Annotated in this window: 13 protein-coding genes; 4 read left to right on the top strand and 9 right to left on the bottom strand. The window is 72.7% G+C overall.

Annotation, left to right across the window (positions count from 1 at the left end):
* Nucleotides 1–4 precede the first annotated feature (4 nt).
* From ABZ898_RS07015 to ABZ898_RS07005, 3 genes are read left to right on the top strand one after another with little or no spacing between them, the layout of a single operon-like run.
* On the top strand, nucleotides 5–3169 hold the full coding sequence (locus ABZ898_RS07015; protein ID WP_361653646.1) for a CHAT domain-containing protein: 3165 nt from the start codon (nucleotides 5–7) through the stop codon (nucleotides 3167–3169).
* Between the two features lie 37 nt (nucleotides 3170–3206).
* Nucleotides 3207–3659, top strand: a complete 453-nt coding sequence (locus ABZ898_RS07010) for a hypothetical protein (protein WP_361653644.1) — start codon at nucleotides 3207–3209, stop codon at nucleotides 3657–3659.
* On the top strand, nucleotides 3656–4606 hold the full coding sequence (locus tag ABZ898_RS07005) for a hypothetical protein (protein ID WP_361653642.1): 951 nt from the start codon (nucleotides 3656–3658) through the stop codon (nucleotides 4604–4606). Before ABZ898_RS07010 ends, ABZ898_RS07005 begins: the two co-directional genes overlap by 4 nt.
* Nucleotides 4607–4636: 30 nt before the next feature.
* Here ABZ898_RS07005 and ABZ898_RS07000 read toward each other — a convergent pair whose 3' ends face one another.
* From ABZ898_RS07000 to ABZ898_RS06990, 3 genes are all read right to left on the bottom strand, one after another.
* On the bottom strand, nucleotides 4637–4822 hold the full coding sequence (locus ABZ898_RS07000) for a hypothetical protein (RefSeq protein ID WP_361653640.1): 186 nt from the start codon (nucleotides 4820–4822) through the stop codon (nucleotides 4637–4639).
* Nucleotides 4823–5031: 209 nt separating this feature from the next.
* Complete coding sequence (locus ABZ898_RS06995; RefSeq protein WP_361653638.1) at nucleotides 5032–7371, bottom strand: discoidin domain-containing protein; 2340 nt, start codon at nucleotides 7369–7371, stop codon at nucleotides 5032–5034.
* 141 nt (nucleotides 7372–7512) lie between these two features.
* Nucleotides 7513–8433: a LysR family transcriptional regulator gene (locus ABZ898_RS06990; protein WP_361653636.1), complete on the bottom strand. Its 921-nt coding sequence runs from the start codon at nucleotides 8431–8433 to the stop codon at nucleotides 7513–7515.
* A gap of 95 nt (nucleotides 8434–8528) precedes the next feature.
* Here ABZ898_RS06990 and ABZ898_RS06985 point away from each other — a divergent pair, with 95 nt between their 5' ends.
* Nucleotides 8529–9689 carry a nuclear transport factor 2 family protein gene (locus ABZ898_RS06985; RefSeq protein ID WP_361653634.1) on the top strand — a complete coding sequence of 387 codons (1161 nt, stop codon included), beginning with the start codon at nucleotides 8529–8531 and terminating at the stop codon, nucleotides 9687–9689.
* 9 nt (nucleotides 9690–9698) lie between these two features.
* On the opposite strand, the gene aac(6') is transcribed toward ABZ898_RS06985, so the two are convergent.
* The 6 genes from aac(6') to ABZ898_RS06955 all read right to left on the bottom strand — a co-directional run bounded on the left by aac(6') (nucleotide 9699) and on the right by ABZ898_RS06955 (nucleotide 19799).
* Nucleotides 9699–10172, bottom strand: coding sequence for an aminoglycoside 6'-N-acetyltransferase (aac(6'), locus tag ABZ898_RS06980; RefSeq protein WP_361653632.1), 474 nt, complete (start codon nucleotides 10170–10172; stop codon nucleotides 9699–9701).
* 77 nt (nucleotides 10173–10249) lie between these two features.
* Complete coding sequence (locus ABZ898_RS06975) at nucleotides 10250–10474, bottom strand: hypothetical protein (protein WP_361653630.1); 225 nt, start codon at nucleotides 10472–10474, stop codon at nucleotides 10250–10252.
* A 167-nt stretch (nucleotides 10475–10641) separates the two neighbouring features.
* Complete coding sequence (locus ABZ898_RS06970) at nucleotides 10642–11418, bottom strand: glycoside hydrolase (RefSeq protein ID WP_361653628.1); 777 nt, start codon at nucleotides 11416–11418, stop codon at nucleotides 10642–10644.
* A gap of 31 nt (nucleotides 11419–11449) precedes the next feature.
* Entirely contained in the window at nucleotides 11450–13576 is a 2127-nt protein-coding gene (locus ABZ898_RS06965) for a glycoside hydrolase family 6 protein (protein WP_361653626.1), read from the bottom strand.
* A gap of 253 nt (nucleotides 13577–13829) precedes the next feature.
* The gene (locus ABZ898_RS06960; protein ID WP_361653624.1) at nucleotides 13830–16667 is read right to left on the bottom strand and encodes an AbfB domain-containing protein; all 2838 of its coding nucleotides are present in this window, start codon (nucleotides 16665–16667) and stop codon (nucleotides 13830–13832) included.
* 165 nt (nucleotides 16668–16832) lie between these two features.
* On the bottom strand, nucleotides 16833–19799 hold the full coding sequence (locus ABZ898_RS06955) for an ABC transporter substrate-binding protein (RefSeq protein ID WP_361653622.1): 2967 nt from the start codon (nucleotides 19797–19799) through the stop codon (nucleotides 16833–16835).
* Nucleotides 19800–20126: the final 327 nt, after the last annotated feature.

The raw sequence follows: 20126 nt of genomic DNA, 5'->3' as shown, positions 1-20126 counted from the left end.
GCACATGGCTCGGATCTTCGACATGGTGACCAAGCGGCTGCTGCTGACTGGGCTGGACGCCGCGCTGACCAAGTACGCGCGGACCGAGGACCGCACCCTGGCCTTCGACCCCGAGATGGAGAAGGCGCTGCCGACCCTCGCCCGGATCATCGGCGAGCCGGGCGGCGACCTGGACGCGTCCAGTGTGCTGGGGCGCATGCACTGGCTGCGTTACTGCCTGCTGCCCGAGGGCGAGGACCGCCCCGAGTACGAGGCCGCGGTGTACTGGCTGTGGCCGGTACGGCGGCAGCGGCCCGGCCACCTGTCGGCGCACCTTCAACAGGTGCTGGCGGAACCGGGCTACGGCCACTGCGCCACCGGCCGGCTGGCCCGGTTCGGGCTCACCGACGACGTGGCGGACCTGGACCGGGCCGTCTGGCTGCTGCGCGGCGCCCTGCGGGACCGGGCGCCGCACGAGCCGTACCACCGCGATCTGCTCGCCGAGGCGCTGCGGCTGCGCGGGGAGCGCACGGGTGACGTGGGCGACCTGGACGCGGCGGTGACACTGGCCACCGCGACACTGGCCGGCACCCCGGCCGCGGACGAGGACCGTCATGTGCGGGCCTCCCGCCTCGGTCTGGCGCTGCTGACCCGCGCCGCGCTCACCGGCCGGGAGGACGACCAGGAGCAGGCCGTGGTCCGCCTCCGGGAGGCGGCGGCCGCGTCCCCGGGGGACGAGAACCGGGCGGTCCACGCCAACAACCTGTCCCGGGCGCTGCGGGGCCGGGCGGAGGCGACCGGCAGCCTGGAGGACCTGGAGGAGGCGGTCGCGGAGGCGACCCGCGCGGTCCGGGGGTGCGCGCCCGAGGGCCCGCGGTACGCGACGGCGCTGGGCAACCTGAGCGACGCGCTGCGCGTCCGGGGCGAGTCGACCGGTGACCGTACCGACCTGGACAACGCCGTCGAGGCCGCCCGGGACGCCGTCGCCCAGCCGGGGCAGGCGCCCTCGGCCCAGGCCCGCCACCAGTCCGCTCTGAGCGGCGCGCTGACCGTGAAGGCCGAGATCGAGCGCGACGCGGACCTGGCGGGCCTGGCCGTACGAGCGGGCCGGAAGGCCGCGGACCTGTGCCCGCGCGACCACCCCGACCAGGGGCTGATCCAGGTCAACCTGGGCAACACCCTGCGGGTGCGCGCCGAACTCGTGGGGACGCCGGAGGCCGTGGGCGAGGCGGTGGAGACCGCGCGCAGCGCCGCCGGGCATCCGCTGCCCGGCCACGCCCGGCCGCTCGCCCTGTCCAATCTGGCCAACGCCCTGCTGAGCCGGGCGCTGTCGGTCCCCGGGCCGGTGTCGGGTGACGTCGACGCGGCGATCGAGGCGCTGGTCCGGGCGGCCGGGCTTCTCTCCCCGGGCCACCCGTTCGCGCCGACGGTCCAGCACAACCTGGGCAACGCCTACCGTGTGCGGTTCGAACTGGCGTGCCGGATCGAGGACATGGAGGCCGGGGTGGCCGCGTACCGGCTGGCCGCGGCCTCTCCGTCGCCCAGCCAGGCGGTGCTGGCCGCGATGGGGTGGGGCTGGCTGGCCGCCCTGGCCGAGCGGTGGGAGCTGTCGGCCGAGGGCTACCGGGCGGCGGGCGAGCTAGTGGGACCGGTGGCCGCCCGGACGGTCGCCCTGGCCGACCGCGAGTACCGCCTGACCAAGGTGGAGGGGGCCTCCTGGTCGGCGACCGCCGCCCTGCTGAACGCCGGTGACGTCGACACCGCGGTGACCCTCTTCGAGCGGATGCGCGGGGTCCTGTTCGGGCAGGCGCTGGACGAGCGGCCCGACCTGACGGATCTCAGGCGGCTCGACGCCGGTCTCGCGGACCGCTTCACCGCCTGCCGTGACACGCTCCGGCAGCTCGACGCGGCCACGGCCGACGGACCCTCGGCGCTCAGCGCCGGCGGTGCCCGCTTCTCCTCCGCGCGGCACCGGCGCGTGGGCGAGGAACTGGCGGACGTGGTGCGGAAGATCCGGGCTCTGCCGGGGCACGCGGACTTCCTGAAGCCGCCGCCGCTGGCTGACCTCCTCGCCTCGCTGCCCGACGGCCACACGGTCCTCGTCAACTGCTCGGTGCTGCGCTCCGACGCGATCGTGGTGAGCCGCGACGGTGTCCGGCCTCCGGTCGCGCTGCCCGGCCTGACCGTGACCGCCGCCGCCGAGCACGGGGCCGCCCTGCTCGAAGCCGTCGACGAGGCCGAACGGGCCGCCGGTCCCGCCCTGGCACCGGCGGCCCAGGCCCGGATCGATGAGACGCTGCGCTGGCTGTGGGACACCGTCGCGGGTCCCGTGCTCGACTCGCTGGGCGAGCCGCCGGACGGCGGTCCGGCGCGGATCTGGTGGTGCCCGTCCGGTGCCGTGTCGTTCCTGCCCCTGCACGCGGCGGGCCGGCACGACACGCGCTTCGACACCCGGCCGCTGACCGTCATGGACCGCGCGGTCTCCTCGTACACGCCCACCCTGCGGGCCCTGGCCCACGCGACCCGGCCGGCCGCTCCCGGCACCTCCGGGACCCCGGTACGCGTCGCGGCGGTCGGCGTGCCGCACGTGGCCGGCGCGCCGCTCCCGGACGGCCGCCCGCTGCCCGATCTGGAAGGCGCCGAGGACGAAGTCGCGCTGATCCGGACGTTGTTCGGCAAGCGTGCCGACACCGTCTGCGGGCCGGAGGTCACCTTCGCGGGGGTGGTGGACCTGCTCCGCCACGCCTCATGGGTCCACTTCGCCTGCCACGGCATCAGCGACCCGGCCGGGGCCTCGGCCGGCCGGCTGCTGCTTCCCGACCATCGCACCCGTCCGCTCACCGTGCCGGAGATCGCCGCACTCCCCCTCGATCACGCCGAGTTCGCCTTCCTCTCGGCGTGCCGGACCGCCGCCGCCACCCTGCGGCTCACCGACGAGGCCCTGCACCTCGCCTCCGCGTTCCAGGTGTCGGGCTACCGGCAGGTCGTGGGCACCCTGTGGCCGGTGGACGACGCGCTCACCCTCGCTCCGGTCCGGACCGTGTACGAGCGTCTGGCGGCCGACGGCGACGCGGACGGGGCGGCGACAGCCCTGCACGAGGCGGTTCTGCGGCTTCGCGCGCTGTGGAGTAGGGCTCCGTCGGTCTGGGCAGGGTACGTCCACTCAGGTGCGCCCGCGGGGCGGCGGTGATCCGGCCGTCGCGGCGGGCCGAACCCCAGGAGGAGCGATGGCCACGGAGTCGCCGCACGGCATGGCGGAGGCCGCCCGCGCCGTCCGCCCCTACCTCGCCGAGCTGGTCGGTCCCGTCGCCGCGCCGCCGCTGGACGATTTGCTGGCCGACGCGCTGGCGGGCGTCCCCGCGGAGCCGGACGCCGGGTCCGAGGCGGTCGCCCGGCTGCGTGAGACGCTCCACGCCGATGCGGCGACCTGGGCGTTCACCGAGGCGGTACTGGAGGACGCGCCGCTGTTCCGACCGGTGTACGTGCGCCCGGCCAAGGGCAGCCGGGGCGGCGACGGGCCGCCGCCCTCGGCTGCGGGGGACGTCGGCCCCGTGGAGGCCGACCGCTTCGACTGCCCGCAGGGCAACGACTACACCTGGTACCGCGACCAGGTCGGCTCGCGGGTGCCGGACTGCCCGACGCACGGTGTGCCGGTGGAGACGCGGGACGCGGGGGCGTGATCGGCCCGTTCCACTCGGCCGTCGCCGGGCGTCTCGCCGCGTCCTGGGCCCAGTTGTCGGTCCAGGCTCTGGCGTTCTGGCTGACCGCGGGTGCCGCCTGGCTCGCGGGCCGCCACAGCCTCGCCCCGCTGCGCGACGTCTCCGCCTCGCTCGCGAAGCAGCCCGCCGTGGCGCAGGGCGGCATCCTGCTGGCGGGGCTGCTGGCGGTGGGAGGGTCGGCGCTGCTCGTACGGCAGACGGCGCAGCCGGTGCTGCGGCTGCTGGAGGGGTACTGGCCGCGCTGGGGGTGGCCCCTGCGCGCCGGGCTGACGGCACGGCACCTGCGCCGGGCCCGGCGGGACGACGCCCGTTGGCAGCTCCTGCACCCCAGGGTGGTGGCGACGGGCTCCGCGCCCCGGCCGGGCGCGCGGGACCTCGACGACTACGCGCGGCTGGAGCGGCGCCGTCGGCTGAGGCCCTCGGGCGACGAGTTCTTCATGCCCACCAAGGTCGGCAACACCCTGCGCGCCGCCGACCGCCGGGTGCGCGACAAGTACGGACTGGACGCCGTCGCCGTGTGGCCGGCGCTGTGGCAGGTCCTGCCCGACCAGGCCCGGCAGGATGTCGCCAGGGCCGCTTCCGAGCTGGAGCGGGCCGTCACGGCGACGGTGTGGGCCGTGCTGCTGTGCGTGGTGTCGCCGTGGGCTCCCTGGGCGGCCGCGGCGGGCGCCGCGGCCTGCGCGGTGACGCTGTTCGTCGGGCTGCCCGCGCGTGCCAGGCTGTTCGCGGAACTGATCGAGACCATGTTCGATCTGCATCGCCCCGCCCTGTACCGGCAGTTGCGCTGGCCGCTGCCCCGCGACCCGCGCGCGGAGCAGAGCGCGGGTCGCCGGGTCACCGCCTATGTGTGGCGGGGTTCGGACCGTGCCGAGCCCGTCTTCACCGACTCGGGGACCGAGCCGTCCTGAGCCGGGGAGCACCCGGGACGGCCGCATCCGTCAGCGCAGGCTCCGGACCGCCTGTTCCAGCCGCCCCAGCCCCTCCTTGATGCGCTGGTCGCCGCGCGTCTTGAGCGAGTGGTCGACGAACGGCTTCTTCTGCGCCGCCATGTAGTCACCGAACCCTGCGGCGATGCTGGCCACACCGGCCACGGCGTGCCCCAGCGCGGAAAGCGGACGTGCCACTTCGACCCCCCGTTGAGCGCTGATCCGACACGGGCGCGCCGCGTCGGCGGGGACGGTCCCCCGACAGGGTTGTCGCCCGCCGCGCCGGACCTCAACCGGTGCCCCGCGCGAATACGCGTTTCACCGCATGTCCGTCTGCCCGGAAGTCCTGCGATGTCGTAGAGGGACTGCGTCCCCTCGACGGGCGGCCCGTCGCGGGGACGCGTCCGTCATCCGGTGTATGCCTCCAGTTCGGACAACTGGGCCGCGGGCCAGCCCGTGTTGGCGGTGACGGTCACCCGGAGGTAGCGGGTGGGTGTGCCGGTCAGGCTGACGGTGGCGGTGTTGCCGGACGACGGGGAGAAGGTGTACGCCGCCGACGGCTTGAGCGTGCCGAACGTGGTGTTGTCGGTGCTGCCGAGGACGCTCAGCGTCTGGGTGCGCGTGGCCCAGGCCGCTGCCGGTGGCAGCTTGAGGACGACCCGCTTGACGGCCTTCGCCGCGCCCAGGTCGACGGTGACGGACTGCGGGAAGGCGTTGTTGGCGCTCTCCCAGTACGTGTCCGCGTTGCCGTCGACGGCCTTGGCGGCGGGATAGACGTCGGTGTGGCTGGTCTCGGTGACGGGACGGTTCAGGGCCAGGTTGGCGGTCGGCGGGTCCGTCGGGGGATCGGTGGGCGGATCGGTCGGCGTGGTGCCGCCGCCGGGCACTCCCCCGTTGGTCCACTTCGGGTCCGGCCAGGTGCCGGTGCAGGCGGGCGGGTCGGCGTACCAGCCGCTGTTGCCGGAGCCCCGGGTGATGACGAAGCCGGAGCCGACGCAGTTGTGGATCGGGTTGGACTGGCCGAGGTGCGTGGCCGTGACGTTGGTGAACGAGGCGTTGCCGGGCGACTGGATCTGCAGGGCGTAGGTGCCGGCCCCGTCGATCCGGACGTTCTCGAAGTGCAGCCCTTTGGTGGCACCCTCGATGTTCATGATGGCGGCGTAGGAGCTGTCGAGGATCTCGGTGTCGGTGATGTTCACCGTCGCGTCGAGGGCTTCGTTGAGGCCGCTGAACCAGACCGCGCCGACGCCGAACTGCCAGTTGTAGTCGCTGTTCCCGGCTCGGATCAGGGTGTTGCGGGCGGCTGTGGTGGTGCCGGACACGGCGGTGCCCTGACCGGAGTTGACGCCGGGATACCGGTTGGCGACGTGCAGGCCGCCGCCGTTGGTGACGGTGTCCGCCATCACGTTGTCCGAGATGGTGATGTCCTTGCCGCCGTACGTGACGATGTTGTTGGCGAGGATGGGCAGGATCACCGTGTTGTAGGTGAACTTGTTCTTGACGTTCGGTACGGCTTCCGCCCACATGGCGAGGCCGTCGTCACCGGTGTTGCGTACGAACGTGTTGGTGACGGTGGAGTTGGTGACGCCCATGTGGAAGTTCACGCCGTCCGCGGTCTGGTCCAGGATGCGGCTGTTCTTGATGGTGAGGTTGTCCATCGGGCCGTCCATCCAGGCCCCGCACTTGGTGTGCTGCATCCACACGTTGTCGACGGTGGAGTCGGAGAGCGCGCCGCCGATGGCGTTGACCTGGTCGTCGTCGACGCGCTCGCGGATGTCGCCGATGATGGCGAAGTTCTTGAGGGTGACGTTCCTGCTGCCGCCCTGGTTGGCGTACTTGCCGTACACGCCCACGGCCTTCGACCGGTTCACCGGGTCGCGGCCGGTGAGGACGCTGTACCAGGGACCGGCGCCGGCGAGGGTCACCTGATCGACGACTATGTGGTCGCGCACCTGGAAGGTGCCCCGGGGGATGTAGACGGTCCTGCCCTGTGCCTTGCCCGCGTCGACCGCCGCCTGGATCTTGGCGGTCGAGTCGGCCGCGCCGGTCGGGTCGGCGCCGAAGTCGCTCACCACGTCCAGGGCCCCGGACGGCTTGGCGACGGGCGCGCCCGCCTGCTCGAAGTCGGCGAGGTCGATGGTGAACGACGGTGAGGCGCTGGTGGACGACACCTGGAGGCGCACCTTGGTCCCGACCGGCAGGGTCGAGCCGAGCAGGGTGCGGGCCTCGTCGTAGAAGTGGTGGGGGTTGGTGTCGCCGGGGTTGTTGTTGAACGGATAACCCCCGTAGTACCACCCGTACTTCGAGGTCACGGGGACCGACTTGAGCTGGTTGCCGTCGATCTTGACGTCGAGGCTCGCGTCGCGTCCGGTGCCCGCGGCGTTGTCGGGCAGCGAGTAGCGGAACGACATCGCGTCGGCCGGGGCGGTGAGGGTGAACTCGACGTACTCGCCGGGCGCGTCCAGTGTCACCGCCTGCCGTCCGGACGCCTCGGAGGGGAGGTGGCCGTAGAGGCGGTCCGGTCCGGCGAGGGTGCCGTTGGTGGCGGCGTACTCGGCCTCCTGCTCCTTGAACGGGACGGTCGCGCCGCGGCCGGAGATGCCGACCGGCGAGGGGGCGGGCACTCCGGCCGCGACGGCGGCGGGGGCGAGTGCCACGGCGACGAGCGTGCCGGCGGCGGCCAGGGCGAGGGAGAGGCCGGATGCCAGTCCTCGGCGCAGGGGTCTGCCTTGGGGAGATGAAGTCACAGGCGTGCGTCCTTTGGGCTCGTGGGGTGAGCGGACGCAAGAAGGCTAGGAGCGGCTGAAAGGTAAGTCCATGAACATGCGCAAGATTGATACAGAACTCCGCAGATTATCGACTGAGCGCCAACTGGACGCCGTCCGGCCTCAGTTCACCGGCCCCTCGGGGTCGGCGTCCGTCCCCGTCCAGGCGAACGCGGCGGCGAGGTGGTCGTGGAGCGGGGCCGCGTGGGGGTGGGGATCGCGGCGCGGGGTGAGCGTGTAGATGCCACGGGTCGGGGGGTCGGCCAGGCCGACCGTGGTGAGGTCGGCCCGCAGCGCCCGCGTCAGTACGCCGGGGATGAGCGCGATGGCGTGACCGGCCGCGACGAGGGCCAGCTTGCCGTGCAGGTCCGCCGCGGTCAGGTCGATGCGGGCGACGGTTCCGGCACGGGCGGCGTGCCGGCGCAGGAGCGCGGCCGAGCCGTCGTTGTCCTCGACCCAGGTCTCGTCGGCGAGCGTCCGCATGCGCACGGGGCCCTGTCCGGCCCGCGGATGTCCGGCGGGCAGCACGACGACCATGTCGTCGAGGCCGAGGAACCGCGCCTCGACGCGCGGGTCCTGGGGGAGCCCCGGCGGTGCGTCGGTGACGACGGCCATGTCGAGACCGCCGTCCGTCACGCGCCGGTGCAGGTCCGCGCTGAGGCCCGGTGTCAGGCTCCAGCGGAGAGGACCGGTCCGCTCCAGCAGGCCCCGTACGGCCTCGGGGACGAGCCCGGAGGCCAGGGAGGGGGCGGCGCCCACGGCCAGTGGGCGGCCGGCCGCGCCGTCGCGGAACTCCCGGGCGGCGCGCACGGCGCGGTCGGCCTCGTTGAGGGTGGCCAGGGCGTGACGGCGGAAGACCTCCCCGGCGGGTGTCGGGCGCACCCCGCGCGCGTGGCGTTCCACGAGCCGCACGCCGAGCTGTCGCTCCAGTCCGGCGATCTGCCGGGAGACGGCCGACTGGGTGTGGTTCAGCTCGGCGGCCGCGGCCGACAGCGATCCGAGGCCGCACACCGTCACGAAGGTCTGCCACACGGTCAGTTCCATCGCGCCAGTATGGCCGCGGGGTATGCGTGGCCCGCAGGGCGGGTCTGCGACATCTGCGCTTGTCGCAGAGGGCGCGGTGCAGCACTGTGGCCCGCATGACCGCACCGCACACTCTCGCCGTACTCGGCCTGGGGCGCATGGGCGCCGCGCTCGCGAAACGACTCGCCGGGCAGGGCCGGGACGTCGTCGGCTGGACACGTTCCGGCCGCGCCCCGGACGCCCGCGTGAGGACCACCGGCGATCCGGGCGCCGCCGTGGCACGGGCCGGTGTCGTGATCCTGTCGCTGTTCGACGGAGCCGCCTGCCGTCAGGTCCTCGACGACGTCCGCGACTCGCTGCGCACGGACACGGTCGTGGTGAACACCAGCACCGTCTCCCCCGCCGAGGCGGCGGAGCTGGCGGACCGGTTCGGCCCGTCGTACGTCCACGCGCCGGTGCTCGGCTCCGTCCCGGCCGTCGCCGCGGGCAGCCTGCGTGTCCTGGCGGCCGGTGCGCCCGAGGCCCTCGACCGGGTCCGTACGGTCCTGGAGACGCTCGGGACGGTACGGCACTTCGACGACGCCTCCACCGCGGCCGCGCTCAAGCTGGTCGCCAACCACAGCCTCGCGGGCGCCGTTCTCGCGCTCCGCGACTCGCTGCGGCAGGGCGACGCGCTCGGCCTGCCGCGTACGCAGGTGCTGGACGTCCTCGAACTCGGCAGGCTCGGCGCGCTCGTGGCCGCCAAGCGGCCCTTCCTCACCGGGCGGGCCCCCGCCGAGAGCGCCGAATTCACCGTCGACGCTCTGGCCAAGGACATGGCGCTGCTGGCCGACGCGTCGCACGTCCCTCTGCGCACGGACGACGCTCTGACCGGCGTGCGGGGCGCGCCCGAGGCCGACATCGCCGTCGCCGCGGCGGGCCCCGCCCCCGGCGACGGGGTGCTCGGACCGCTCCACGCGTACATACGCGGACACGCCTCCGGCGATCCGGCCCACTTCCGGGAGGCGTTCCTGCCCGGCGCCCACGTCGAAGGGGTCCGCGACGGCGTGTTCGTCTCGTGGACCCTCGATGAGTACTGCTCCCTCTTCCGGGGAAGTCCGGCGCCGGACGAGGAGATCCGCTCCCGCCGCGTCGATTCCGTCGGCGTCCACGGCGGCGTGGCGAACGCCACCATGACGCTTCGGCACGGCGCGGACACGTTCACCGACATCTTCCTGCTGGTCCGCGGTGACGGCGGATGGCGCATCGCCAACAAGGCGTATCACCGCCACTCGTGAGATCCCCGGTCAGACGAGTTCGCCCGCGAGCAGATCCATCAGCAGCCCGTCCCGCCAGAGGCCGGTGCGGTGGTCGCGTTCGTAGCGCCGCATGACCCCGACGGGCTGGAAGCCGACCTTGCCGTAGCAGCGGATCGCCGCGGTGTTGGCCGCGGCGGGGTCGATCGTCAGCCGGTGATGTCCTCGCACACCGACGAGCCAGCGGGCCAGTGTGCGCACCGCGTCGGTGCCGAGTCCTTGTCCGTGATGGCGCGCCGACAGGAAGATGTCGATCCCGGCGTGGCGGTATTCGGGGTCGGTCTCCTCGTGGAACTGCGCGGCGCCGATGACCTCGTGGTCGAGGGTGACGGCGAGCTTGCCGTCGTAGGTGTCCGGAGGTGGCCACCAGACCGCCACCTCCGGTTCCCGCACGATCCTGTCGAGGGCGTCCCTGTCGCCCTCGGTCACCGGCCGCAGCAGCACCCTTGCTCCACGCAGTTCCATGGGCTCATTGAAACCGAGCGGCAGGGGTGCCGGGCCGGGAAATGGGACATCGCCATCGGGCTACGGCGCGTGGGGCCTCAGCCCTCGGCCCTCTCGTACTGCGCGAGGGCCTGGCCGAGACCGAACCAGGTCGCGGGCCAGGTCGCGACGAAGGTGCCCCATCTGTCCGCCCGGTCGACGCCGCCCGGTTCGACCTCCAGGGACGTGACCCAGGAGGCGACGGACAGCCCGATGCTCAGGCAGGCGACGGAGTAGGCGTGGTGGCTGCGCAGGCCCTTGTCGTACAGAAACTTGACGATCATGGCTTCTCCAGTGGGGTGTCGCTCCTCGGCCCCAGGTCCGAGATGTACCACTTGCCACTGCCTTCTTCGCTCGCACCGCGGCGATCGGATGCGTCCGGCCGGCCCGTTGTCGGGCCGGCCGGATCAGGTGGTGCGGGCGGCGGCCGGGCCGTCGCGGCTCGGTCGGTTCAGTTGACGCCCACCGAGAATTTGGTGACCGCCAGTCCGGCTCCGTTCTGCCAGGGTTCGAATCCCGCCTGCACGCTGGTGAGGTACCAGTCGGGGGTGGCGAGGCCCTGGGAGACGGCGCCGTTGACGAAGTGCTTGACGTCGAAACTGAGGCCGGTCAGGGCCGAGGGGGCGACGTAGGAGATCACGTCGTTCTGGCCGTTGCTGCCGCGCCACACGTCCCAGGTGCGTCCGGCGACGGAGGCGGTCCCGGTCTTGGAGCCGATCGGTTGAATGGGACCGCTCCGGTTCAGCCAGATCATGATCTCGGTCCGGTTGACGCCGTCCTTCCTCGGCGTCGGGTCCAGCCAGATGTCGTACGCGGCGTCGTACACCGCGCCGCCGACGTACCGGAACTCGATCGTGCTCGGCACGCTGCCGATGGTCCTGATCTGCTTGGGGAGCCTCGTGCCCGGCGAGCAGTTCGTGTAGTGGCATCCGGCGAAGATCGAGGGGTACGACTTCGGGGCGCCGTTCGTGGGCACGGAGCCGTCGGCGCGGGTGACCTGGAAGCCGTCGCCGGTCTGGTTCACGCACTGCGGGGCGGAGGTGCCCCAGGCGTTGTTCTGCACGACGTAGCCGCCGGGCGTGGTGGCCGAGCCGAACTGGGCGCAGATCTGCGTGTCCGCCTGGGCGGGGCCCGTGGTGGCGGTGACGGCGGTGAGTGAACCCGCGGCCAGGAGGAGCCCGGCGGCGAGCCCGCGGACGGTCCGCGATGTGGGGGGTTCGGCGTTCATGGGGGGGGTCCTTCCATACGGATGTGGGGGGTTACGGCTCGACGCCCCAGACGAGCGTGCCGTTGACGTAGACGGTCGCCTTCGGGGCGTCGGCGTACGAGGTGCCGCCGCCCCGGCTGTAGTCGTCGGTCTCGTCGAAGGCGGACCAGTCCGACTTGGCGAGCCGGAGCTGGAGTTCGCCGGTGCTCGCTCCGGCCGCCAGCGAGCCGGAGGCGAACGTGACGTCGAGCGTGTGGTCGGCGCCGGTGCGGGCCGCCGGGAGCGCGGTGACGGACGTCCGCACGGACGGGCAGCCGAGCTGGGCGTAGTCGCACCAGGTCTGGTAGCCGGCCGAGGCGGACTCGCCGGTGAACCAGTACCGCACGGTCACCTTGGACAGGTCGACGGCGCCGGAGCCGGAGTTGACGAGCTGGAGGCCGGGCCTGATCTGGTTGTCGGTGGCCGAGGAGTCGTTGTTCTTGTACTGCGCCTTCAGACCGGTCTGGCCGCCGCCCCCGCCGGACGACTTGGTGGTCGCGGAGAGTGCCGCCGAGGCCGCCGAGACGTTCCCGGCCGCGTCCTTGGCCCTGACGGTGTACGTGTAGGTGGTGGCGGCCGACAGGCCCGTGTCGGTGTACGAGGTGCCGGTGACGGTGCCGGTCCTGGTGCTCCCGCGGTAGACGTCGTAGCCGGTCACGCCGGTGTTGTCGGTGGCCGCGCGCCAGGTCAGCGAGACGCTGTCGGCCGTGGTGGTGGCGGCCAGCTGGGTGGGGGCGGACGGCGCCTGGGTGTCCCCGCCGCCGCCCGAACCGCCGACCGGCGGGTAGGCGTTGGCGAGCAGTTGCCGGAATCCGGCGGAGAACCAGTGCCCGGCGAGCGGCGAGTCGGGCAGCGCCCCGGTCGGGTTGTTGCCGTTGCGGGCGTTGCCGGTGTACGTGGGGTCGCACATCCGGTCGAAGCCCTTGCCCTCGTCGTTGTCGACGGCCTTGCTGGCGCCGTCGGACTCGCCCGGCGGCTTGGCCCACACGTAGGCGTCGATGCCCTGGTCGGGGGCGGTGGCCGGTCGTTCGCCGAGTCCCGCGCCACTCTGGTTGCACCAGTTGCCGGCATGGATGCGCCGGTCGGTCCGGCCGCCGTCGACATAGGCGTCCACGCTGGTCGTGGGGCCCGGGCCGGCCGGGCGGGCGGAGCCGCCCCAGCCGTTGCGGGAGGTGTCGATCAGCATGCCGATGCCGCTGTCGAAGCCCTGGGCGACGAGGGCGGAGCGCAGCCCCTGGGCGAACGTGGTCTCGTCGTCGTACTGGTTCCAGTCGATCCACTTCGACTGGCGCACGGTGGTGCCGCCGACCGTGTCGGTGATCTTCACGTACGGTTCGCGGGTGGCCGAGTAGTTGGCCGTGTTGACGATGAAGCCCGTCACGTCGCTCACGGTGGCGCCGCCGGTCGTGGCGGCCTTCTTGAACTCCTGGGCGGACGGCACCAGGTTGGAGTCCCAGCCGAGCCAGCCGTGGTGGCCGGCGTCGATGTAGTTGTAGGCGTTGGGCAGCGCGCCGAGCTTGCGCAGGGCGTAGCCGACGCCCTTCTCGTAGTTGCCGTTGGCCTTCATGGTGGCGCACTGGGGCGTGGAGCCGGCCGTGCCGCCCGCGTTGGTGACGAGGTTGGGCAGCGAGTCGGGCTCGATGAGGTTGACGATGCGCAGGCTCGCGTAGGCCGGGTCGGCGAGGACGGCGGCGATCGGGTCGATGTAGTCGGTCTGGTAGCGGCCCAGTTCGTCGGCGCCCAGTTCGCCGTTGGAGGCGAGGGCCGCGCAGTCGCGGCCGGGCAGGTCGTAGATGACGAGCTGGACGAGGTTGGCGCCCTGGGCCTTCGCCGCGTCCAGGTGCGCTTTGAGGCCGCGTGCCTGCGAGGTGCCCTGGATGGCGGCTATGCGGTCCAGCCACACGAAGGTCGGCTGGTTCGACACCGCCGAGCCGCCCGGCTCCGCCGCCGCCCTGGCCGACCAGTCGGGGTTCACATAGGGCTTGGCGCCCACGTAGGGGTTGTCCAGCTTGGCGGCGGCGGAGGCGGTCTGGGGCAGCGCGGTCAGGGAGAGCGTCCCGAGAAGGGCGGCGGTGGCCAGTACGGCCGCCCGTCCCGGGGAGCGGAGGTGGGGAACGGGCGCGGCTCTGCGGGTGGACATGGGGGGTCTCCTGAAGGTGGTGACGAGCGGGTGGGGGCCTCGCACCGGGCGCCCCACAGCTCGGAGGGCGCCCGGCAAGGGAACGTGCACGTACCTTGGGAGCGCTCCCACCGTGCGTCCGCCCGCCTCAACTGTCAACACTCGGCGCGTTGTTGAAGCCTGAACCCTCGTCGCGGGCGCGGTCGGCCCGCAAGAAACCGGCCGGGCGGCCCGCGGGTCGCTCACCCCCGCGGGCCGCCCGGTGCGCGAGCCGTCAGGGCGCCCAGGGGGCGGCCAGGGTCCAGCTGCTGTCGGCCGTGAGGGTCTGCGGCCGGTTGAAGCCGTCACCGGCGGTGCCAGCGGCGATGTGCACCTTGGCCTCGAAGTGGCGCAGGTAGGAGCCGGGGAGGTTGAGCGACTCGAAGGTCACCCCGGTGCCGCTCAGGCCCGGACGGGCGCAGAAGGTGGCGTCGTCCCGGAAGAGCGCCGAACCGTCGTCGGGCGAGTTGCGGGCCCGGCTGTCGGCGTGCCGGAGGAACTGGCCGGGGAAGTTGACCGACTCGAACGAGTAGCACGAGGAGTCGGCGAGCCCCCGGCGCACCGTGTAGGTGGCGTCCTGCTTGAGCGTGGCGCCGCTGCCCGCGTCCACGACCTCGGTGTACGCGAGGCTGTCGGAGTGGCGCAGGTAGCGGTTGGTGAAGCCCCAGGTGGTCACCTTGAGGGAGCGCCGCACGTCGGTGGGGAGCAGCACGGAGCTGCGCCACAGCGCCGGCCGGCCCGTGTTCCAGGTCGCGTCGGCGGCGAACGAGGTCGCGGTGTCCCAGGCGTTGGGGCCGCCGCTGCGGGCCAGGTACACGCCCTCGGCGTAGTGCCGCAGGTAGGAGCCGGGGAAGTTCTTCGACTCGAAGGAGGTGCCGCCGGAGGCCAGTCCGGTACGCGAGCACCAGGTGGCGTCGGCGGCGAAGGAGCCGCCGGTGTCGGCGTCGACGCGTACCCGGCCGGACGCGTGGCGCAGGTAGCGGCCGGGGAGGTTCACCGACTCGAAGGAGTAGCAGCGCGGGTCGGCCAGTCCGGTCACGGTGCGGAACGAGGCGTCCTGGCGGGCGGTGTCGGACGAGGACCCGGTGAGGACGTCGGTGCGGGCGAGCGAGTCGGCGTGGCGCAGGTAGCGGTCCGTGAAGCCGGGCGTGGTGACGTTGAAGGACCGCACGTGCCCGAGGGTGAGCGGGACGGGCGAGTTGAGGTTGCGGGAGGCGGCGATCAGGCCCTGGTGCGCGGCGCGGACCTGGCCGGTGTCGACCTTCTGCACGCGCCGGTCGTAGCTGAACAGCCCGTTGTACTCGCCCTCCACGTCGGTGATCTCGGTGTAGACGTAGGCGGAGACGCCCTTGGTGGTCATGAGCTGCTGGACGTCGCGGACCATGCCGGTGTACCGGTCGTTGAGCTGGGCGTTGCTGGACACCTGCTCGTAGGCGAAGAACTGGCCGTTGGGGCTGTACTCGTGGCCGGGGGTGCGCAGTCCGATGCCGCCGAACTCGCCGAGCACGGAGACGCGGGTGTCGGACGGTCTGGGCGCGTCCGGCCCGGTGTAGACGTGCCAGTCGAGGATGTCGCCGGTGCCCGGATCGCCCTTGGACTGGCAGCAGTTGTAGCCGCTGTGGGCGTCGACGAGGCGGGAGGTGTCGTAGTTCTTCAGGTCGGTGGTGACGCGCCGGGTGGCGTTCAGGTCCCACTCGCCCCAGCCCTCGTTGAAGGGCACGTAGGTGATGACGGCCGGGGAGAAGCGGTGCTCGTCGATGATCTCGCGGGCCTCCGACTCGAACTCGGCGGTCTGGGCGGAGGTGCGGTTCTGGTCGGCGGCGGTGGTGGAGGGGATGTCCTGCCACACCAGGAGGCCGAGCCGGTCGGCGTGGTAGTACCAGCGGGCGGGTTCGACCTTGATGTGTTTGCGGACCATGTTGAAGCCGAGGTCCTTGTGCTTCTGGATGTCGGAGGCGAGGGCCGCGTCGGTGGGTGCGGTGTACAGGCCGTCCGGCCAGAACCCCTGGTCGAGGGTGCCGATCTGGAAGACGAACTCCCCGTTCAGGGTGGGCCGCAGCACGCCGTTCAGCATCTTCTTGCCGATCTCGCGCATGCCGAAGTAGCTGGTGACGCTGTCGACGCCGGCGCCGGAGGCGTTGCGCAGGGTGACCTTCAGGTCGTAGAGGAACGGGTCGTCGGGCGACCACCGCCGGGCGTTCGGCACGGGTACGGAGAACTCGGTGAAGCCGCCGGTGGCCCGGCCGACCACGGTGGTGCCGTCGAGGGCCTCGGCGAGCACGGTGTGGCCGCTGACGTCGCCGCGGGTGAAGACCTTGACGCGGGCGGTGCCGGCGGCGAGGTCGGGGCGGATGTCGACGGAGTAGAGGGAGGAGGCGGCGGTGGGTTCCATCCACACGGTCTGCCAGATGCCGGAGGTGGGGGTGTAGAAGATGCCGCTCGGGTTGGCGACCTGCTTGCCGACGGGCTGCTTCTCCCCGCGCCCGTCGGTGGGGTCGTACACGCGCACGACGATCTCGTTGGTGCCGCCGTTGAGCTGGGCGGTGATGTCGGTCTCGAAGCGGTCGTAGCCGCCCCGGTGGGTGGTGACCTGGGTGCCGTTGACCCAGACGGTGGCCTCGTAGTCGACGGCGCCGAAGTGCAGTTGGACGTGGCGTCCGTTCCAGCCCTGCGGGACGGTGAAGGTGCGCCGGTAGAACATCAGGTCGCGGTTGTCGTTGCGCATGACGCCCGAGAGCGCGGACTCCACCGGGTACGGGACGAGGATGCGCTCGGGCAGCGTCTGGCCCAGCGGCGGGGCCGCGTTGCGGTTGACGTTCCCGGCGCTGTCGGTGGGCGGGTTGAGGAACTCCCACTCGCCGTTGAGGGACCGCCAGTCGGGTCTGGTCATCTGCGGGCGCGGGTACTCGGGTAACGGGTCGGTGGTGGACACCTGGCTGGTCCACGGGGTGGTCAGCGGTGGTGTCTTGGGGGTGACCGCGGCGACCGCGGCGGCCACCGGGCCGGCGGTGCCGGCGAGGATTCCGCCGGCGGCCAGCAGCAGGGCCGTCAGGCAGGCGAGCAGGCGACGCATCGAACTCCTCCAGAGTGGGGCTGGACGGGCAGGACGGTGCGCGGGAACGTAACACGGAACATTCTTCAACGGAATCACTCAGGAACAATCAGAAACCAAACAACGCTTCCGACCGGCCGGGGGTTCGTGATCTGTGATCCGTGACCTGTGGCCCGTGATCTGTGGTCACGACGACGGGGACGGGCGGTCCGCGTCGCACTCCTTCTGCGTCAGCTGGCGCCGGTCGCCGGCGCGGCGGGAGCACAGGACCGTGCGCTCGTAGTGGGCGCCGCCGGTGTTGGCGACCCGTACCAGCGAGATCGCGTAGTTGTCGCGGGTGCCTGGCTCCAGGCCCTGTTCGCGGGCCTTGTCGTGGGTGGCCGCGGTGAAGTCGACCCGGCCGGTGGCCAGGTTGTCGATGTCCGTGCGCAGCAGCCCGGACCACGCCTCCGCCCGCCCGCGCGCCTGGCCGCCCCCCGCGGCGGCCCGGTACAGCACCTCGGTGGCGTCGTGCATCAGCATCGTCTGGCCGTCGCTGAGCGCGCTGTCCGTCTGCGGGGTGGCCGCGCTCAGGCCGAGGGTCTTCTCCTGTGCCTCGGCGAGCTTGCGCAGGTTGTTGACGAAGATGGTGCCCTGGTCCTTGGTGCCGGGCGCGGTGAGGACCAGGTGGTAGAGCGTGACGTTGGCGGCGACGCTGCTGCGGTCGGTGTCGAAGCCCGCCTGCGAGAGGTCGTCACCGGCGAGGAGCGCGATGCGCTTGCCGTTGCAGCCGGGCTCGGACGTGATGCCGTCCATCAGGGCGTTGATGTCCTCGGTGCGGCCGGCGAAGTAGACGACGCGGGGCACCTCGCCCTCCTCGCAGATCTGACTGACCTGGCGTCCGAGCACCGGGCGGCCGTTGCTCAGCCCGTAGCGCTCCAGCCGGTCCACCCGGTAGCCGACGTCGGTGAGCATCCGGCCGCCGTGGTCCATCTGCTCGCGGGTGTAGCGGTCGCGGGTGCTGCCGGGGTTGCGGCCGAGGACCACCGCGCGGCCCGCGGTGCCGTACCCGCTGCTGCCGGGGGCGCGCAACTGCTCCGCGAGCAGCTTGAGCTGCCGCACCTGCCATTCGTCGGTGGCGGCCAGGTTGAAGAAGTTGGGCTTGTCGAGCAGCCAGGTACCGGAGTTGGTGCCCGAGACGACCGGGAGTTCGGCCTGGCGCAGGGTCTCCAGCACCTGGTCGGTGTCGGTCATGTCGCGGCCCACACCGACCACGCCGACGACCGTGCGGTCCCGGCGCGCGACGTCGACGATCCGCTTCGCCATCTCGACCTGGCCGGCCATGTCCGTCCCGCCGTTGGCGACCAGCAGCCGCAGCTTCACGGGCTGGGAGGCGTTGTTGGCGTGCTGCGCTATGTAGGCGCCGCGCAACTCCTCGAATCCCTTGACCAGTTGGTTGTCGTTCTTGCCCTCCGGGTCCGGTCCGCTGAGTGGACCCGCGTAGACCAGGGTGACGTAGTTGCTGCCGCTGATCGCCTCGTTCTCCTTGTCGATCAGCTGCTGGAGCTGCCGGCCCACGGGGAAGGTGACCCCGCCGGTCGCCACGCCGACGCACTCCGAGCTCTCGCCGTCGGGCGAGTCGATCCGGCGGGTGTCCTTGTTGGCGCCGCTGAGGTCGCTGGCGCAGTACCGGCTGGTCAGCCGGTGGTCGCGGACGCCGAGTCCGACTCCGGCCGCGGCGAGGACGAGGGCGAGCGCGGGCAGCGACCACAGCCAGGTCCAGCGGGGGCGCCCGGTGGACAGCCGGGAGCGGCGCGGGGTGCCGACGCCGAGGTCGGGGTGGAGCAGCAGTCCCTCCGGCAGCGGTACCCGCAGCACCCAGGGCAGGGTGCTGCCCTCCAGGCTCGGCGACTGGCTGACGCGGCGGGCGCGGTTCCAGCCCGCGTACCAGGCGGGCAGGTCGGCGGCCGAGCCGGTCAGGTGCCTGGCGGCGGGCTCGGCCGAGTAGCTGCGCTCCAGCAGGCCGATGTCCTCGTGCCGTACGGCCGCGACGACCAGCAGCGGGTCGAGTTCGCTGCGGATGCTGCGGATGTCGCTGACGGCGCGGAGCAGTTCGATCAGACCGTTGTCCGCGGTGGCGTCCGGCAGCACCAGGACCGGCGGGGTGGGGCGCTTGCGCCCGCGCAGGTCCAGCGACCATGCGCGGTGCGCGTCGCGCAGGTCCTCGCGCAGGGCGTGCACGCGCAGCTGCAGGTGGCGGCGCTGGGCGTCCTCGTCCCCGCTGCCGGCGCGGTGCTCGTCGAGGAGGGCGCCGTCCTGGATGTCCCGTGCCACGGCGGCGACGCGCTGGCGTACGGGGCCCGGCGGCCACAGCCGCAGCACCCGCCAGGTGAGGCCCTCGCCGCGGTCGGCGCGCGGGCCCTGGTTGAGGTAGGTGGTGCTGAGGAACCAGCGGACCTCGCGGCGCAGTCCGAGGAACACCGGCGCCCGGCCCGGCAGGATGCTGAGCGCGAGCAGCGCGGCCATCACCACGGCGAGGAACAGCAGCGTCACGTACCAGGGTTTGTCGGTGATGAGTACGGCGACGACCGCGATGAGGAGTGCGGGCACCGTGCGGGAGGCGTCGGTGACGGCGTCGCGCAGCCGGGCCGTCCACTGGACGCCGCCGGGCCGCCAGCCGGTGCGGTTGAGGCCGTGCAGCAGCTCGTCCGGCTCGGCGTCGGGGCCGTGTTCGCGTACGACGCTCTCGATCGCCAGGAGCAGCTCGCTGCGCGGGAACTCGTACTGACCGTACTGGCGCCGGCTGCCGCGCCAGGCGTGAGGTTCCACGTACGGCTCGCTCCCGGCGTCGGCGGGCTTGCCGCCGAGGGCCTGCACCACCCGCAGGGCGCGCACCATGGGGCTGCCGCCGTCGGAGGCGTCGACCAGCGCGGACTGCCGCACCGAGGCGAACGGCACGCCGCGGGCCCGCAGTTCCTGCCGCAGTTCGGCGAGGCTGCCGCGGACCGCCTCGTCGGCATCGGGTGAGCCGCTGTCCGCGTGCAGCACCAGTTCCGGCAGCGCCATGGGACTTCGGCGCCGGAACGCCTGGAAGATCGCCTCCATCATCTCGACGAGATGCGGTGTGGTCGCGTAGTGCCGCCGACTGTCGTCGCCGCCCGGGCCGGTCGCCAACTCGTGCTCCTCGTCGTCGCGTTCACATGTCGTTCGGGCAAAGGGTGACCTGAAGTCTGCCCAGCCCAAGGGCACCGTGCGACGGAGAGTGCCACAACTGTGACCAGCTCGCAGCAAGTCGGCGGATCTGGACGCCGCGGGCATCTGGGGCAGGAGAGGCGTCGAGGCCCGCGCGGCCGGAAATGGTTGGACGTGACGGCGGCCGGGCTTGTAGCGTGCGGTCCGACCGTGACACCGTCCGAGGAGGTGAGACCCATGACCGCAGTACCGACGTGGGTGCTCCCCTTCTTCCGTCACGGCCGGCGACCGCTGTAGGTGCCGCCGGGA

Origin of the sequence: Streptomyces sp. NPDC046860 (assembly GCF_040645115.1) — a bacterium.
GTDB lineage: Bacteria > Actinomycetota > Actinomycetes > Streptomycetales > Streptomycetaceae > Streptomyces.
Note: the sequence above shows the minus strand (reverse complement) of the source record. Positions and strands in the feature narration are given on the sequence as shown.